The organism is Alterinioella sp. B-7, from assembly GCF_056857775.1.
This window is the reverse complement of the sequence record NZ_JBSXNT010000016.1, coordinates 22,090-37,600: the sequence shown is the minus strand read 5'-3', so window position 1 is coordinate 37,600 and position 15,511 is coordinate 22,090. Positions and strand designations below refer to the sequence as shown.

Here is a 15,511-nt window from a genome sequence, read left to right as displayed (position 1 = left end):
CCGACGGGTCTGTAACGATTTCCTTCTTCCGGCGTCTTCTTCTGTGACCAAGCCCGAAGGCTCAACCACAGGAGTCGCCTAGCCATGCCACGCAAGACGATGGATCGGAAATCAGGGGGAACCCGTCACTCATCATCCGACGACGATGATCTTCGGATCTTGTTCTCGCAAATGACCTGTGCCTGTGCCGAGACCTGCGGGCATGCCGACGCCCCGATGGCGCGGGCGTTGTTCAACCGGGTCGAAATGATGAACCAGCCCCCGTCACTCGCGGCGCGCGCTTTGGGCATCGAGCCCGGCGATGCGTCCTATCTGCTGACCGGTCTGCGCGAGGATGTCGCGGAGGATCTCGTGCTTGTGATGCTCGCTGGAAGACCTTCCGGCACAGACCCCCAGTCAAGAGGAAACCGAACATGAACAAGAGCCTGCGCCTTGCGATGGAGACGCCCGAACGCGCCTCTGCACCTGTCGCTGACGATGTGGGCACGGGCGCGCAGACGCCCTATGCCCAGGACGCCTTTGAACGCTGGATCCTGTTCCTCGACACGCTGCGCGAACGCGCCGACAACATGATCGCGCATGAGCGGCAGGGCATGCCGCCGCTGCTGGATTTCGACTACGAGCTTTTGCTTGACGCCCGCAGTTTCGAGCGGCCCGCCAACTACGCGCTGCTCAGGATCACGCGGGTGGGAGAGGATTGCTGGGACGATTGCGTGGACGAGGCCAAGCCGCCGGTGATCGTGATCGACCCGCGCGCCGGGCACGGGCCGGGCATCGGCGGGTTCAAGCGCGACAGCGAGGTCGGCATGGCGATGCACGAGGGCCACCCGGTCTATTTCGTGATCTTCTTTCCCGAGCCGGTGCCCGGCCAGACCCTGGCGGATGTGCATTATGCCCTGCGCGATTTCGTCTCCGAGGTCGCACGCCGCCACCCGGACACGGCGCCCGTGCTTTACGGCAACTGCCAGGCCGGTTGGGCCGCCACGCTGCTGGCCGCCGATTGCGAGGGGCTCACGGGGCCGATCGTGCTGAACGGCTCACCGCTCAGCTACTGGTCGGGCGAGGCGGAGAGCAGCCCGATGCGGATGATGGGCGCGCTGACCGGCGGGGCCTGGGCCGCGCATATGATCTCGGATCTGGGCGACGGGCGCTTTGACGGCGCGTGGCTGGCGCAGAACTTCGAGAGCCTGCAACCGGAAAAGGCGATCTGGGACAAATACGCGACCCTCTTTGCCCATGCCGACACCGAGCGCGAAAGGTTCCTGGAGTTTGAACGCTGGTGGAACGGCTACTACACGCTCAGCCGCGAGGAGATCCTCGCCATCACGCAGAACCTGTTCATCGGCAACAAGCTGGAACAGGGCGAGATGCAGCTGGACGATCATTGCACCATCGACCTGAGGCGGATCGAAAACCCGATTATCATCTTCGCCTCCGAGGGCGACAACATCACGCCGCCCGAACAGGCGATGGGCTGGATCGCGAAACTCTATCCCGACACCGACGCGCTGAAGGCGGCGGGGCAGCGCATCGTCTACATGACCCATGGCCATGTCGGCCACCTCGGCATCTTCGTCTCGGGCTCGGTCGCGCGGCTCCAGCATCGGGCGATCCTGGAAAGCCTGGACAAGGTCGAGGCACTGGCGCCGGGGCTCTACGAGATGGTGATCGACACCCCCGCGGGCGACCCGGATTGCGAGACCGGCGACTTCACCGTGCGCTTCGTGCCACGCGAGGTTCATGATCTGCGCATCGCGTCGGACGATGCGGCACTGGCGCAGGTGGCGCAGGTCTCGCGGATCAACGAGGCGGCCTATTCGGCCTTCGTCAGCCCCTGGCTGCGGGCCGCGACCAGCCCGGCCAGCGCCGAGGCCCTGCGCGCCCTGCATCCGATGCGCTGGACGCGGACGATGTTTTCCGAACGGGTGAACCCGTGGATGGCGCTGGTCAAATCCACCGCCGAGACGCTGCGCGAGACGCGCGACCCCTTGCCGGAAGACCACCTTGCGATTGTCACCGAACGCGCGCTGTCGGCGCGCACCGGCGAGGTTCTGGGCGCATGGCGCAAGGGGCGCGATGCCTGGATCGGCCATGTCTTCGGCGCGATGTTCGCCCCTTTCCCCGTCATCCCGGCACCTGCACAGGCGGACCATCCGGACGCCGCATCACAGAAGGAGTGAACGATCATGGAATGGCTTTCCGAGAACTGGGTATTGGTTCTCCTCTTCGGCGGAATGGCCGCGATGCACCTTTTCGGGCTCGGTCATGGCGGGCACAAACATGGCAAGAGGGCCAGGCGTCAAGCCGCGGTTGAAGAGAAGACGGACAGGCCCGCCGGTTCCGACGCGGCGTCCGAAGATGCCTGATTTCGCCGAATGTTGCGATCCGGCCGAACTGCTCGACCTGTCCGGCCGCAAGGGCCTGGTGGTCGGCATCGCCAATGATCGCAGCCTGGCCTGGCCCGCCGCCCTGCATTTCCGGCAGGCGGGGGCGGATCTGGCGATCACCTATGTCGACGAGCGCACCAAACCCTTTGTCGCGCCACTGGCCGAACGGCTGGAGGCCCCGATCCTGCTGCCCTGCAACGTGAAGGAGCCGCACGAGCTCGACGCCGTTTTCGACGCCATCGCCCGACGCTGGGGACAGCTCGACTTCATCCTTCATGCCGTGGGCAGCGTGCCGCCCGCCGACCTGCATGGCCGCCTGACCGATTGCTCGGTCGAGGGGTTTTCCGACGCCATGACCGTATCGGTTCACTCGCTGATCCGCATGGCGCATCTGGCCGAGCCCCTGATGAAAGGCGGCGGTAGCCTGATCACGCTAAGCTATCTCGGCGGCGAACGCGTGGTGGAAAACTACAACGTGATGGGGCCGGTCAAGGCCGCGCTGGAAGCCACGGTGCGCTATCTGGCGCATGAACTGGGCCCCGCCAACATTCGCGTCAATGCCATATCGGCGGGGCCCGTCATGACCCGCGCGGCATCTGGATTGACCGGCTTTTCGGGGCTGCTGGACGCGACCGCGCGCGCCGCCCCCCTGCGCCGCAACATCGAGGCCGACGAGGTGGGCCGCGCCGCCTTGCTGTTCGCCAGCGATTATACCAGCGCCATCACGGGCGAGGTGCTTCATGTCGATGCGGGCGTTCATGTCGAAAGCCCGGTCATTTCAGCCCGGACAAAGGCCAAAACGGAGGAGTCAGGATGAGCCAGACCAGCAACGAGACCAATCAATTGCCCCCGACCGGGCGCCGCGATTTCCTGTATTATGCAACAGCCGGGACCGGCGCGGTTGCGGTGGGCGCGGCGGTCTGGCCGTTGATAGATACGATGAACCCCACGGCCGACGTCGCCGCCGCCGGGACGGTCAGGCTCGATCTTTCCGGTGTCGAACCGGGCCAGAGGATCACCGTGAACTGGCAGGGGCGCCCGGTCTTCGTCTGGCGCAGGTCGCCGGACGCCATCGAGGCCGCGCGAGCGGTCGAGCTCGACGACCTTCCCGATCCCATCGACTTCCAGCGCGAGAATCCGAACGCAAGCGGCGAAGCGCCTGCACTGGATGAAAACCGCACCGCGGACGTGGCTGGTGAATGGCTGATCGTCATCGGGGTCTGCACCCATCTGGGCTGTATTCCCCTGGGCCAGAACGGGACCGGGGTGGGCGAGTTCGGCGGCTGGTTCTGCCCGTGCCACGGATCGCATTACGACACATCGGGCCGGATCCGTAGGGGACCGGCGCCGCGCAACCTCGACATCCCGCCCTACACGCTCGGCGATGACCTGCAACTCGTCATCGGCGTCTGACCGGCGTATCATCCGATAGTCCAAGAAGGAGACCATGACATGCAAGCCAAGGATATCATGACAACATCGGTGATCTCGGTTCCGCAGGACGGAACGGTGGAGGACGCGGTGCGCCTGATGCTGGACCACCATATCAGCGCGCTGCCCGTCCTCGACGACCAGGGCCGCCTCAAGGGACTTCTCAGCGAGGGGGACCTGATGCGGCGCGTGCGCGACACCGAAAGCCCGCGCCGGTCGTGGTGGCTCGAAATATTCGGCGGCACGAGCAATACCGCCAGGGATTTCGTGAAACTCAAAAGCAACCGCGTCGAGGATGTGATGACGCGCGATGTCGTTTCGGTCGAGGAGGACACGACTGTCGCCCGGATCGCGCGCCTTCTGGAAAAGCACCGGATCAAGCGGGTGCCGGTGCTGCGATCCGGTCAGGTCGTCGGCATTGTCAGCCGGGCGAACCTGCTGCATGCCTTGTCGGCGCTGCGCGACAGGGTGCTGCCGGAGCCGTCCGAGGATGACCGCCTGCTTCGTGTGAAGGTTGAAAAGGCCCTCAAGGAGGTGCCGGGCGCAACCGTCAACCTGATCAACTACACGGTGGAAGACGGGACTGTCACCGTCTGGGGCGTCGCCGACAGCGATTTCCAGGAGAACGCAATTCGCGTCGCCGTCGAAAACCTGTCCGGTGTCCGCAAGGTCGATGTCAACATGGGCCGGCTGCCGGCCTGGGCCTACGGGATCTGATCCGCGTTATTCCGGGCGGCTTGGCGGATCGCCAATCCTTGTAATGTTTTTCCTCGGGCCGCGTCTTTGGAACGAAGCCAAACAAAAGGAGGTCCAGATGGACGACCGTTCCCCTTCCCAGACCCAAGACACCGCGCTGCAGGAACAGGGCGGATGCTGCGGGGGCAAGTCCCACGCGCAGCCTGATACGAATGTCGAACCGAAACGCGCGGAGGCCGCAAAGGCAGAACCGGTCAAATCCGGCTGCTGCTGCGGCCATAGCTGAGGCCGGGCCTCGCGGGATGGGCGTCTTGCAGATGTCGCGCCCATCCTGAACCGGTGCCATCCGGGGCGTGCGCGCGCCCGCGCCCCGGATCGTTCACGAACAAGACTGGAGCAAGCCATGATACCTATCCTCTATTTCACCGCCGTCGCGGCGATCCTGTTCCTGGCCCTGCGCATGACGTGCGGGGCCTGCGTCATGGGGACGAATGACGGGACGGGGCGCGCCTATCTGCCCGTGGTGCCCCTGGGGTGGGCCTTGAGCCTGTTCCTGGTGCTGACCTACCTTGTGTGCATCGCCTTCGATCTGATCTTTCCCGGCTACGCGATGTACGAGATCTGGTCCGGCCTGCTGCCCGGTTTCGACTGGCTGACGCCGTTGGGCTTCACCATCGGCCTGGTCGAGAGCTTTCTCTACGGCTGGTATGCCGCGCTGATCTTCGGCGGCCTTTTCAACGCCTTCGCGGGCAGGGGGGCCGGGGCCTGACCCCGACCGCCCGTCCCGGATTGCGCCTCCTCGATGCCGCGGGGGCGCAGCCGCGATCGGGCCCGTCCGATGGCCGAACCGGGGCCATCCAGGGCCAGTTGCGGCCCCAGGCGGTTGCGACCGCCTCACGCCCCACCATCAACTTGGTCAAACCGCAAGGCGATAACGCTATTGTAAAATCCGCGCCAGTTGCCATCTTTGACGTTTGGCGCTTGAATGCGCCCGGCGGTGTCGATGGATGACACGGCCCTTCGGGACAATGAACGACAAGGTCAGGGCTAGAGGAGAGAAGCACGGTGATTGGAATTTTGGCTCAGAGGTCGTGGTGGCAGCGTCATCTGATCGTGATCGTCCTTTCCGCGGCCGCCACCGCCCTTGTTCTTTACAGCCGCGCCGAATGGTCGGCGATGCACCGCTGGAACCGGGCCGTTGGCGACGTCTCGCTTGTCCTGGTCGCGATGGCAATGGCGATCGGCCCCCTGTCGCGGCTCTCGCGCAGGGTCGCGCGCCTCACACCCTACCGCAGAGAGCTTGGCATCTACGCGATCCTGCTGGCGCTGGTCCATGCCGTCATCATCTTGTTCGGCTGGGTATCCCTGGACCTGATGCGCCTGTTCGGCTTCGAATTTCACCCCCAGCTTCAGCAATATGTCATGGTCAATCACGGCTTCGCGCTGGCCAATCTGATCGGCATTGTGGCGCTCCTCTACGGGTTCGTTCTGGCCATCACGTCGAATGATGCCAGCATGCGCTGGCTCGGCAATAGCGTTTGGAAATTCGTCCAGCAGGGGACATATATTCTCTGGTGGCTGTCGGTGCTGCATACGGCCTATTTTCTGTTCGTGCACTTTCTGGACTTCCATCGCCGGACGCCGGACCCGAACTGGGCACAGTGGCCTTTCGTGGTCCTGGTCGGGACGGTCGTGATGCTTCAACTGGCGGCATCGACCCAGACCTGGCGCAAGGTTCGCGGACCGGTGCAGCGCGCGTCCAATTCCTCCTGAGGGGGGGGACGCGGGGCACAGCCTGTTCCGCGCGCCCACGTGTATCGCGCCTCCCTGGGTCACGGGACCGCCCGGCGCGCATCTTGCCGTCGCCGAGCGGCCCTGGTCTGATCGAGCTTGCCGATCCGGCCCTTGCCCGGACCGCGCCGGAGTGGTTTCCCTGCCGCGCACATATCGGCTATAGGGTGGCATGCGGGGCCGCCGGGGGTCTGGAGGCGGGAAACGGACATGCGTGGAGGCGCAGGCTCCTGAAGAGCCGGCAGTTTGAAGACACAAACAATGCAAATAAATCAACACGCCAGATTGTCCGTCGCCCCGATGATGGATGGAAGCGATTCTGCTGTATTTTCAGTCGATTAACGAGTGGCGTGTGCAGCACATGTTCATGTTGTGATCGCAGAATTTCGCAATGTATCGCGCTGCGTTCGGCCGACCGCTTCAGCTGATCCCGGCTCATCCCGCCGTACTGCCGACGCCACCAATAGTACGTCTGCTGCGTCATGCATACCTGGCGCACTGCCTCCGCGACGCTCAGGACCTGACCCTGCAGCACTTCAACCTGTCGCAGCTTCATAACGATGTCTTCCGGCTTCTCTCGCTTGCTAGCCATCTCCTGGTCCTCCAATCTGCGGGGCAAAGCTACGCCAGTTGGAGGACGACTTCAGTGGGAGCAATCCAGGAGGGCTTTCGTGCTTTTCTGACATGGGCTTCAGGCGGCATCGACGTCATGCGGTTGAACCCGAGGGCTTCACCGCCAAGACCCGCGTGCTCGATTCTGCCAAGACGGGTGGTGTCGAGATCGAGTAAATACGTGGTGTCTGGGCCGAGTTGCAGAACCGGGCGCTGGAGCGGGCAGGGGAGGTGGAGCGCGTCGATCACCGGTGGCTTGAGGCACAGCACGAGGCGGCGCTGGACCGGGAGGATCAACTCTCTGCCGAGGAACTGGATCGCGACCCCGAGCTGAAGCTGGGACCGGCGGCAAACTCCATGGAACGGCGGGCAAAGGCGATGGCCGAGCGACAGGGCCGGGAATATGTAGCGGTCACCGAGCGCGGCGCGCAGGCCGGGCCGGAGGATGTGCGCGAGCGGCTGGCGCGGGTTGTCGGACGATCAGAGGACTGGGACGACACGCCGAAGCCGGAAAGCCGCAACTATGCGCGCGAGCGTCTGAAAGAAAACATGGAGAAAGATGCGGGCCGCGATGGCCAGGCGGCGGTTCACAAGCTGGACGGTCACAGTGATCCCGAGCTTGGCGAGGAGACCGGGCGCGAGGAGCGCAAGCCGTCCGTGAACGAGCGGCTGAAGGACGTGCTGAACAAGCCGCGTGAAAAGCTGGAGATTGAGGACGAGCGCGACCAGGAAAAGGACCGAGGGGTCGAGAACGAGCGCGAAATCGACAGGGAGATCGACCGTGACCCCGGCTTCAGTCACTGATCTGCCGCCCGTCTTTGACGGGATCGAGACGGTGTGCTTCGACGCCTTCGGAACGCTTGTCGAAATCACGGACTGGCGGGGCGCGTTTGTGCTGTTGTTCCGGGCGCAATCGGGAAACAATCAGATTGAACTGAAGAACCAGCTGATGCGCGAGGACCGGGCCGTTTTCGATTGGCCCGATCTTCTCTCCGTCGAAGTCAGCCGTGTTATCATGGAGGGGGTTCACCGGTTGGTGTCTGTCGCAGGTTGCGCAACAGTCATGTCGACGTGGAGGTTTGTCCGGCCCTCTGGGGTGCTGGTCATTTGATCGCGAATGATCCTGGTCTCTCGAACCCAGCGGAGTAAAATTTTCGGTTTGATGACCTGCGGGCTTTGATTTTGTACGCACCGGTTTCAGACGGGTTGCGTAGCACGGCACTTCTTGGTGGTGCGGTGCCGCAGAAAGAACCGGACCATCTGCCGCGAGGCATCGGGGCCTTTGGGGTCGGTATAACTCCCCGCCGCATGACCACCTGACCAGGCGTGTCCGGCCCCATGAACGACCCACTGCTCGGTGCAGGGACGTCCCTTGCCTACACGATGTACCGTGCGGGTAAATTCACGGCCACCGCTTACGCGACCCGTTTTCACCGCCCGATCAAGATGGGCATAAGGCTCCAGCGCCCGGATGGCGATGAAGCGACTGTTGCGTGGGTTGACGACCTTGTCTGAATCACCGTGAAAAATAATGGTTGGCATCTGAACCTCGTGACGTCGGCCGGGGTTGCCGCTCTGCATCGCCATTGGCGCAGAGGCTGAATCATGCGCCGCGCCTACGGCCAGACCGGAATGAATACCAACCGCTGCAAAAATGTCGGGATAGGCCGTTGCAACAATCAGCGCCGCAGCCGCACCCGCCGACAGGCCCGCAACATAGACCTTGGCCGGATCGACATTCTGGACGGCAATGATATGGCGCGCCAAACCTGCGATCAGGGCCGGTTCTCCCGCGCCCCGTGCCTGATCGTCTTGCCTATACCAATTCCAGCATCGATAGTGATGGGCATCGCGTGCCTGAGCCGGATAAAGGACCAAGAAACCGAACTCCTCTGCCAGGGTGTTCATGCCGGTGCCGCGAGCAAAATCCACCGAAGATTGCCCGCACCCGTGCAGCATCACGATCAGTGGAAGTGGCCCCGGTGCCGATTTGGCGACGGCAGGTATGTAGAGCTTGTAGGAGCGGGTGCCAAATGCGCTCTCATACGTCCCACTTGGGAACGCCGCACCATGTGGATCAGTTGTCTTTAACCGGGATGTAGCAGGAGCACTCGATTTGGCGTTGGCGCGGGTTGAGCCCCTTTTGCCTGCGGTTTTCCGCGTGACGGCGGACGGTTTCGTGGCCTTGGCGGCAGGTTTTGCTTTTTTTGTGCCCTTGCGTTTCGCAGGTTTCGTAGGGGCAAGCATTGCGCCCCATACATCGGTCACCGCTGAAACGGTTGCGCGCCGGAGCTTTCTTGTCGCCTTTGCGCGGGTACGCCTGAACGGATCGAACATTTGACCTCAAATCTGATGGGGAATAGAGACGGAAGTCCCTCGTCGAGACCCAAGCCGCGAGAAAAACGGAAGCCTATCTTTTCTGGCCTTGGATAGGCTTGTCGCACCTTGCCAAGGTTTATGCAGTCCTGGTTTCGCAGGCTCTCATAGATCATTTTTTCCAACTATCCTGCGCAAAGTATCACGCGGCAATTGTCCGCGCGTCCGAGAACGACAGCAGCGTGCGACTCTGTTCATCCCAGAGGTGAAGTCGGGCACAGCGGAAGCTGTCCAAAAGCGTAAGACGCTGGGACTGCGCCAGGATATCGTGATCCCGGATCACCTCGCTCAGGCGGTAGAAGGGAATGCGACTGGCAAGGTGATGCACATGATGGACGCCGATATTTGCAGTGATCCAACGCAGAACGACAGGCAGGTCATAGTGTGAACTTCCGTTGAAGGCCGCATCGCGCAAGTCCCAGCTCGCCTCGTGATCCCAGACGGTGTCTTCAAACTGATGCTGGACGTAGAACAGCCACATACCGACACTTGCGGCCAGGAACATGGTCGGCAGGAACACGAACAGCAAGACGTCCCAACCACCCTGCCAAGCGATCGATCCGAGTGTGGCGCCAATGGCGACGTTGGTTGCCAGGGCACTGATCCAGTAGCGCCAGCCTGATCGCATCAGATCAAACGGAAGCCGCTGGCGCAGAAAGAAGATGTAGAACGGAACGACACCGAACAGGAAAACCGGATTGCGGATCAGACGATACGCGGCCCTGCCTATCCACTTCCTTTCCCGATATTCCCGGATTGTCAAAGTGGGTATGTCGCCGACACCTCTGTCGTCGAGATTGCCGGTCGTCGCGTGGTGGATCGAGTGGGTTTTCCGCCAGACGTCATAGGGCGTCAGCGTCAAGACTCCTATGAACCGACCAAGCCAGTCGCTTAGCCGACGGTTCGCAAAGAACGCTCCATGGCCGCAATCGTGCTGGATGATGAAAAGGCGGACGAGGAAGGCGGCATTTCCGAAGGCAATGGCCAACGCCAGCCAGGCGCTGATTGTCAGCGACCACCAGGCCAGCGCCCAAAGCGCCACGAAAGGGACAAGGGTCACGGTCAGCTCAAAAATGCTGCGGGAGAGGATCGGTTCGCGATATCTGATCAGAATCCGTGCCCAATCGGAGGTATGCAATTCGAGTCCTTTCCTTTGGAATGTCAGAAGTGCAGCAGACAATGGCCGTGTTACGCCTGAGCCACCTGGAGACCTTATTTGATGCCTTTGGCCGGTGACTTTGCGGATACCCGTTTGGATTTGGGCGCGACCGCCTTGACCGGCGTATCGGCCTCCCTTTCCAGACGTGCCTTGCGAAGACGCGCTGTCTTGATCTCGCGCTTTTCCGTCTGCGCGTCGATGATTTCCGTCACGGCGCGTGTGGTCCGGTCCATCGGCGTTTCCGTTCGGGGGGCGGGTGTTGTGAAGAGTGTCGTCCTTGTCAGCTTGGTCATTAATCAATCTTTCTGATGTGTTTGTCGTAGGGCGCGCACTTCAGAGAGGCAGGCTCCCGAGGGGCACATGCCCGAGGCATTCGGAAACCCGGCAGGTATCAGGTAGCTACGTAGGTCACGGACGGCGCACAGAGTTCCCGCCATCGATGATCCCGTTTATCAACTTCGCAACGGCCGCATGAAGCGCTGTCTTCTCGTCATCCCCCGGTACGTCTTGATGGGCATTCACCGCATCCCGCAGGACGCCTACGATCTCATGCTCAGGCAACACGCCTCTGTCGTTCAGCGCCAGCAGCAGCGACTCGCAGATGGCGAGGGCGGCCGTGCCCGAGACGTCGTTTGGCTGGTACACGCGATAGGTTCCTTTCAAGAGTAACCTCAGTGCCGTTGCGACCGTAGGCGCAGCACCAGTTACCTATGACAGCATGACAGAAACGATGTAAGATTAGCTAACCCCGAGCAGTATGTTGCGGTTCTTTTTCGGCCAGAATGACGCATCCGGGGCATTCGCCGCCAGATTCCTTGGCGTGGGAAAGGACAATCGTTTTATGAGCATTCAGAGCAGCCCCCTCGTGCGCAAACTCGGTGCCTATGTTGCATTGTCCGATCCCGAGCTTGCAATTCTGGAAACCTTCCACGCGAAACGTCTGAGCTTTTCTGACAAGAAAGATATGGTTTACGAGGGACAATCTGACCCGTCTGCCTACATTCTGGCGAAAGGATGGGTATGCTCCTACAAACTGTTGCGGAGCGGTGGCCGCCAGATTGTCGATTTCCAGATACCGGGTGATTTCATCGGCCTGCGCAGCGTTCTGTTCAGGACGTCCGACCACAGCATCGAGCCGATCAGGAACGTCGAAGCATCGGAAGTAAAGATCAAGGATCTTCTGGGTGCTTTCGAGACGAGCCCGCGCCTTGCCACGGCCGTACTCTGGTCCGCGTCGACCGATGAGGCAATCGTCGTCGAGCGCCTTGTCAGTCTGGGGCGGCGCGACGCTGCCGAACGTGTTGCACATCTGCTGCTGGAACTCGGGGCTCGGCTCAAGCTGGTCGGGCTGGCGACGGGGAACAGCTACGAATGCCCGTTGTCCCAGTATCTTCTGGCCGATGCACTGGGCCTGAGCGCCATTCACATCAACCGTGTTCTGCGGCAGTTGCGCGAAGAAGGGCTGCTGACGTTTCGCGATGGCACCGTGACGTTCGACAACCTGGACAAGCTGGTAGAATTCGCCGGTTTCGACAAGGCTTATCTGGATTACGAGGGGCCGATGTTGAAGTAATGCAGCCGGGGCAGAAGTTGACGCCACCCCCGTTGGGTGACGCCAACCGATAGACGATCTTAAGCGTTCAACTGGCTCATCGCCGCATCGCATTCCTTCACGCACTCATCGTTCTTGTTGGCGGATTGGGCCTGTTGCGCAGACTGGTAATGCTTCTGGGCGGACTGCTTCTTCTGACCGTCTTCGGCCTTGTCGATGGCCTCCTTGGTCGATTTCAGCTTCTGTTGCATCTGGTCGGATTGCTTGTTGTCCATTGGAGTGTTCCTTCCGGGTAGGAGCCGTCAAACGGGTGCCCGCCGTCCCGAACATCTGTTGTCGGGGGTGTGCAGGATCGTCAGCTGACGCTCTGTTCGAGGTTCGATCGCCGATCATTCGGGGATCTTCATTCACGCTACCCGGATTCTGACAGCCTGATACTGACGCAGGTTTGCGTCGGTTCCTGCTGAAGGTGTTCCGGCTCCGGAAACTTGCTGGATCAGCGGTTTTCAGCCGCTGGCGCAGGTATCGCTGCACTTGGCTTCCGGTCTTGCAAGACTAATGCCTGTTAGCGCGCCGTCCTCTGACAGCAGATAAAAAACCGTCACTGCACGTCGCGATTCTTTGAAAAGTCATTCCATCCGGCGGCACCTGCGTTTGTTTCTTGACGAGTTCTGTATTCGGGTGCCGCCAATTTCCCTGTTAACTGTTGGAGCGTAGCCATGAACCGGAAGATTGAAGGTGAGACAATCGAGACGGCTCCAGTGAGAAACACTCACTGTCGTCCCGACACGAATCAGTTTCGAACCTCAGAACCGATCTTCCGGAGAGTTCCGACAGATGCCGATGTTTCGGTCGAGAATATGGCCGATCCGAAAGTTGCGATGTTCTTTACAAAAAGGGAGGGCGTCGATGTGAGGCAATCAATGGACCGCAAGCCCAATAAAACGAACGGCGTGGATGCGATCGGCCCGTCAGCGACGAACGAAAGGCTTGATTACGAACAGGTTTTTCATTCGTTATCGGCGGCCTGCGCGATCCTTGACCGTGATTTCCGGTTCGTCGAAATGAACGATGATTACGCTTCCGCATTGAAGGCAACCCGAGAACACCTTTTGGGCAAGAGAGTTCTCGACGTGTTTCCCGAAATCGCGGAACATCAGGTATTGCTGACGGGCGCGTTCGACACGGCTCTGACGGGCAAGCAGGCGTCTCTCAAGGAAATTCTCTACGCGATACCGGACAGCGCGGCGGAAGGCGGCATGCGCAGGGTATGGTGGAATGCATATTTTACGCCGCTGACCGACAGGCACGGCAGGGTGACGCATGTTCTCTTGCGGGTCAGGGACATCACGGAGCAGGTAAAGGCCCGTGAGATGAAGGATGCAATTGCAGGGGAGATGCAGCACCGCATCGGAAACCTCCTGGCGATGGTCACAATCGTCGCGCGGCAGACCGTTCGTGGACATGCATCATTCGATCAATTCCTGCCTGAATTTGAATCGCGCATCCAGTCGCTTGCCAAGACTCATTCTCTGCTGACCGGGGGGAATCGGGACGGCATGACGATGGATCGGTTGATCCACCAACAACTCGATATTTATGCCGACGAGCTGAACAAAACGATCTTTGTCGAGGGGCCGAATTTGCACGTCACAGCAGTTGAAGCACAGTCAATCTCGATGGCGTTGCATGAACTCGCAACCAACGCCGCAAAGTATGGCGCGTTGGCCAAGGAGGGCGGGCGACTGGCAATCAGTTGGGGCAAGGTTGGAGATGGTTTCCAGTTCGAGTGGAAAGAAACCGGCCTGATCGGCGTCACCGAGCCGGTAAAGTCAGGTTTCGGCACGATGATCCTGACCCAGATCCTGCCCAGCCAGCTCAATGGAAAAGCGACGCGGGAATTCAGGAAGGACGGCTGCTCGTATCGGCTTCGCGTCAATGAGAGAGAAGGAGCGCCGATCACGCCCTGATCGCTGCGACGTCATAGTGATCTCGGCGGCCGTGAGGGGACCTGTCCTGTCAAATCGCTGTTCTTGAGGTTGCTAAGTGCTTCCCGATCAAAATCCAGAGAAGCAGCGTGCTCGCTGGCAATGAGCACCTGTTCACTCAGCGCCTTGATGGATTCACGCGCTGAGGGTGAGAGCGAGCGGCTCAACTTGCCCATTGTGTTTACCAGACGCGTGACCACATCGGCGTCGGAAATCCCGTAGCGGGCTATCGCTGAAAAGGCTTTGCATGCCAGTTCCTCAATGAGGATGACTTCAGTCAGGATACGCAACTGTCCGGACTCGTCGTTGAGGGTCGGTGACGGGATATCCCGGCCAGACAATCGACCGAACACCTGTCCAAGGCGGTCAATGCAGTAAAGCGCGGTGGTGGGGTCGTTTATGCCAGGCGACAAGGACCGCTGGGCCAGCTCAACGATACGCCGGATCGAGAACTCGAGGTCTTGGTTGATCGTCCGATTCCGCCCGATGACGATTGCGCCACGCAGGCTGTCGACAATTTCTTCCGACACCCGATCACGCGGATATGCCGCAATCATGCATTCACCTGCGGTCACAAAACGACCGGGCGGGGTCTCGATCCGCAAGACAAGATTATGCTCTGCAGCAATCCGCATGAGCGCCTCCATACCGACTTTCTGCACGTATCCGCTCACATCGGCACTGATCCGTTCGGAGCCGTCCTCGAAGTCGTCTGCGAGTCGATCCGCACCGGGCTCGTCTTCGCACTGCAAGGGGCCATGGACGAGGCGTTCCGGAAAGAGCCTATCGACGGCGGCGCGCCCGTCGGCGGCCAGTTGCGCGAGCAGCGTTTCGATGCGGATCGACGTGGCGATATGATGGATGAAATAGATAAGAACCGCGACACCGACAGCAGCGAGACCGACCGCGAATGCAACGGTCAGGTGCGGAACGAAACTGGAGTCCCCCGGACCCCGCACCGCACGCAGAACGATTAGACAATAGAGAAATGTCGCCACAAAAGTCCCAAGCACAACCTGATTGCTGCGGTCCCGCATGAAGTTTTCTAGAACCCGCGGCCCGAATTGCGAGGAGGCGAGTTGCAGCGACAGCATGGTGATTGAGAAGATCAGGCTGGCGACAGTGATCATCGAACTCGCGATGACCGACAGGATTGCCCGGGCACCTTCCGGCCCGAAGGTATAGAGCAAGCCGAAATCGCTCACAGTGCCGACACCAAGCCGGGTATCCACCGCGATCAACAGGAACGATAGTCCGACGGCAACCACGCACATCATGGCGGGAACGAACCAGAAGCTCGAGTTCAGGCGTCCCCAGAATGCGGAGACACGTGTGATGGAAAATGACTTTGCCAAATGTCGCTCCTTTTAGTCACGTGCAGTCCGGGGAAATTGTTCGCCCTGACTGCGTAGACATGCTTACTCAGCGATAAACCGGATTCGGATCAGCAAAACGCCTCTTCATTTCCCAAGATCGCGGCGACAGCCTTGCGCAGGCAATTGGCGAGACCAGCATGCCG

At 60.9% G+C, this 15,511-nt stretch carries 19 protein-coding genes and 1 pseudogene; 13 read left to right on the top strand and 7 right to left on the bottom strand.

The genetic code is table 11. The features are described from left to right. Positions 1-84 precede the first annotated feature (84 nt). From AC13C7_RS01345 to AC13C7_RS01305, 9 genes are all read left to right on the top strand, one after another. Positions 85-417: a hypothetical protein gene (locus AC13C7_RS01345; RefSeq protein WP_209006420.1), complete on the top strand. Its 333-nt coding sequence runs from the start codon at positions 85-87 to the stop codon at positions 415-417. Then, positions 414-2,180, top strand: coding sequence for a DUF3141 domain-containing protein (locus tag AC13C7_RS01340; RefSeq protein ID WP_482866366.1), 1,767 nt, complete (start codon positions 414-416; stop codon positions 2,178-2,180). Before AC13C7_RS01345 ends, AC13C7_RS01340 begins: the two co-directional genes overlap by 4 nt. A 6-nt stretch (positions 2,181-2,186) precedes the next feature. Beyond that, positions 2,187-2,366 carry a hypothetical protein gene (locus tag AC13C7_RS01335; protein WP_482866365.1) on the top strand — a complete coding sequence of 60 codons (180 nt, stop codon included), beginning with the start codon at positions 2,187-2,189 and terminating at the stop codon, positions 2,364-2,366. After that, complete coding sequence (gene fabI, locus AC13C7_RS01330) at positions 2,359-3,204, top strand: enoyl-ACP reductase FabI (RefSeq protein WP_482866364.1); 846 nt, start codon at positions 2,359-2,361, stop codon at positions 3,202-3,204. Before AC13C7_RS01335 ends, fabI begins: the two co-directional genes overlap by 8 nt. After that, positions 3,201-3,800 (top strand): ubiquinol-cytochrome c reductase iron-sulfur subunit, encoded by a 600-nt coding sequence (gene petA, locus AC13C7_RS01325; protein ID WP_482866363.1) that lies wholly within the window; start codon positions 3,201-3,203, stop codon positions 3,798-3,800. The genes fabI and petA overlap by 4 nt, the downstream gene beginning before the upstream one ends. 39 nt (positions 3,801-3,839) lie before the next feature. Beyond that, positions 3,840-4,535 carry a CBS domain-containing protein gene (locus AC13C7_RS01320; RefSeq protein WP_482866362.1) on the top strand — a complete coding sequence of 232 codons (696 nt, stop codon included), beginning with the start codon at positions 3,840-3,842 and terminating at the stop codon, positions 4,533-4,535. Between the two features lie 97 nt (positions 4,536-4,632). Then, on the top strand, positions 4,633-4,800 hold the full coding sequence (locus AC13C7_RS01315; protein ID WP_446117556.1) for a hypothetical protein: 168 nt from the start codon (positions 4,633-4,635) through the stop codon (positions 4,798-4,800). Positions 4,801-4,917: 117 nt separating this feature from the next. Then, the gene (locus AC13C7_RS01310; RefSeq protein ID WP_172319054.1) at positions 4,918-5,283 is read left to right on the top strand and encodes a hypothetical protein; all 366 of its coding nucleotides are present in this window, start codon (positions 4,918-4,920) and stop codon (positions 5,281-5,283) included. Positions 5,284-5,627: 344 nt separating this feature from the next. After that, entirely contained in the window at positions 5,628-6,287 is a 660-nt protein-coding gene (locus tag AC13C7_RS01305; protein WP_474888446.1) for a ferric reductase-like transmembrane domain-containing protein, read from the top strand. 436 nt (positions 6,288-6,723) lie between these two features. On the opposite strand, the pseudogene AC13C7_RS01300 reads toward AC13C7_RS01305, so the two are convergent. Then, positions 6,724-6,897, bottom strand: a pseudogene (locus AC13C7_RS01300) (IS3 family transposase); the annotation flags it as partial. Positions 6,898-7,115: 218 nt separating this feature from the next. Between AC13C7_RS01300 and AC13C7_RS01295 the strand changes: the two are divergent. Beyond that, a complete protein-coding gene (locus AC13C7_RS01295) occupies positions 7,116-7,721 on the top strand; it encodes a hypothetical protein (RefSeq protein ID WP_482866361.1) in 606 nt (201 codons plus the stop codon). Beyond that, positions 7,699-8,028, top strand: a complete 330-nt coding sequence (locus AC13C7_RS01290; RefSeq protein WP_299793814.1) for a hypothetical protein — start codon at positions 7,699-7,701, stop codon at positions 8,026-8,028. The genes AC13C7_RS01295 and AC13C7_RS01290 overlap by 23 nt, the downstream gene beginning before the upstream one ends. Positions 8,029-8,114: 86 nt before the next feature. Here the strand turns inward: AC13C7_RS01290 and AC13C7_RS01285 are convergent, their stop codons facing one another. The 4 genes from AC13C7_RS01285 to AC13C7_RS01270 all read right to left on the bottom strand — a co-directional run bounded on the left by AC13C7_RS01285 (position 8,115) and on the right by AC13C7_RS01270 (position 11,115). After that, positions 8,115-9,254, bottom strand: a complete 1,140-nt coding sequence (locus tag AC13C7_RS01285; protein WP_482866360.1) for an extracellular catalytic domain type 1 short-chain-length polyhydroxyalkanoate depolymerase — start codon at positions 9,252-9,254, stop codon at positions 8,115-8,117. A 181-nt stretch (positions 9,255-9,435) separates the two neighbouring features. Beyond that, on the bottom strand, positions 9,436-10,431 hold the full coding sequence (locus tag AC13C7_RS01280; protein ID WP_482866359.1) for a fatty acid desaturase: 996 nt from the start codon (positions 10,429-10,431) through the stop codon (positions 9,436-9,438). Between the two features lie 74 nt (positions 10,432-10,505). Further along, positions 10,506-10,745 (bottom strand): hypothetical protein, encoded by a 240-nt coding sequence (locus AC13C7_RS01275; RefSeq protein WP_482866358.1) that lies wholly within the window; start codon positions 10,743-10,745, stop codon positions 10,506-10,508. Between the two features lie 115 nt (positions 10,746-10,860). Beyond that, a complete protein-coding gene (locus AC13C7_RS01270) occupies positions 10,861-11,115 on the bottom strand; it encodes a hypothetical protein (RefSeq protein WP_299793802.1) in 255 nt (84 codons plus the stop codon). A gap of 178 nt (positions 11,116-11,293) precedes the next feature. On the opposite strand from AC13C7_RS01270, the gene AC13C7_RS01265 reads away from it, so the two are divergent. Next, the gene (locus AC13C7_RS01265; RefSeq protein ID WP_482866384.1) at positions 11,294-12,025 is read left to right on the top strand and encodes a Crp/Fnr family transcriptional regulator; all 732 of its coding nucleotides are present in this window, start codon (positions 11,294-11,296) and stop codon (positions 12,023-12,025) included. A gap of 59 nt (positions 12,026-12,084) precedes the next feature. Here the strand turns inward: AC13C7_RS01265 and AC13C7_RS01260 are convergent, their stop codons facing one another. After that, positions 12,085-12,279 carry a hypothetical protein gene (locus tag AC13C7_RS01260; protein WP_165198384.1) on the bottom strand — a complete coding sequence of 65 codons (195 nt, stop codon included), beginning with the start codon at positions 12,277-12,279 and terminating at the stop codon, positions 12,085-12,087. 444 nt (positions 12,280-12,723) lie between these two features. Between AC13C7_RS01260 and AC13C7_RS01255 the strand changes: the two genes are divergently transcribed. After that, positions 12,724-13,974: a sensor histidine kinase gene (locus AC13C7_RS01255; protein ID WP_482866357.1), complete on the top strand. Its 1,251-nt coding sequence runs from the start codon at positions 12,724-12,726 to the stop codon at positions 13,972-13,974. Positions 13,975-13,985: 11 nt separating this feature from the next. On the opposite strand, the gene AC13C7_RS01250 is transcribed toward AC13C7_RS01255, so the two are convergent. After that, the gene (locus tag AC13C7_RS01250) at positions 13,986-15,347 is read right to left on the bottom strand and encodes a DUF2254 domain-containing protein (RefSeq protein ID WP_482866356.1); all 1,362 of its coding nucleotides are present in this window, start codon (positions 15,345-15,347) and stop codon (positions 13,986-13,988) included. Positions 15,348-15,511: the final 164 nt, after the last annotated feature.

What these genes read in the sequence shown, in the direction of transcription:
- AC13C7_RS01275 (WP_482866358.1), bottom strand. Translation starts at nt 10,745, where the DNA reads ATGACCAAGCTGACAAGGACGACACTCTTCACAACACCCGCCCCCCGA.
- AC13C7_RS01260 (WP_165198384.1), bottom strand. Translation starts at nt 12,279, where the DNA reads ATGGACAACAAGCAATCCGACCAGATGCAACAGAAGCTGAAATCGACC.
- fabI (WP_482866364.1), top strand. Translation starts at nt 2,359, where the DNA reads ATGCCTGATTTCGCCGAATGTTGCGATCCGGCCGAACTGCTCGACCTG.
- AC13C7_RS01320 (WP_482866362.1), top strand. Translation starts at nt 3,840, where the DNA reads ATGCAAGCCAAGGATATCATGACAACATCGGTGATCTCGGTTCCGCAG.
- AC13C7_RS01285 (WP_482866360.1), bottom strand. Translation starts at nt 9,254, where the DNA reads ATGTTCGATCCGTTCAGGCGTACCCGCGCAAAGGCGACAAGAAAGCTC.
- AC13C7_RS01345 (WP_209006420.1), top strand. Translation starts at nt 85, where the DNA reads ATGCCACGCAAGACGATGGATCGGAAATCAGGGGGAACCCGTCACTCA.
- petA (WP_482866363.1), top strand. Translation starts at nt 3,201, where the DNA reads ATGAGCCAGACCAGCAACGAGACCAATCAATTGCCCCCGACCGGGCGC.
- AC13C7_RS01310 (WP_172319054.1), top strand. Translation starts at nt 4,918, where the DNA reads ATGATACCTATCCTCTATTTCACCGCCGTCGCGGCGATCCTGTTCCTG.
- AC13C7_RS01265 (WP_482866384.1), top strand. Translation starts at nt 11,294, where the DNA reads ATGAGCATTCAGAGCAGCCCCCTCGTGCGCAAACTCGGTGCCTATGTT.
- AC13C7_RS01335 (WP_482866365.1), top strand. Translation starts at nt 2,187, where the DNA reads ATGGAATGGCTTTCCGAGAACTGGGTATTGGTTCTCCTCTTCGGCGGA.
- AC13C7_RS01340 (WP_482866366.1), top strand. Translation starts at nt 414, where the DNA reads ATGAACAAGAGCCTGCGCCTTGCGATGGAGACGCCCGAACGCGCCTCT.
- AC13C7_RS01315 (WP_446117556.1), top strand. Translation starts at nt 4,633, where the DNA reads ATGGACGACCGTTCCCCTTCCCAGACCCAAGACACCGCGCTGCAGGAA.
- AC13C7_RS01255 (WP_482866357.1), top strand. Translation starts at nt 12,724, where the DNA reads ATGAACCGGAAGATTGAAGGTGAGACAATCGAGACGGCTCCAGTGAGA.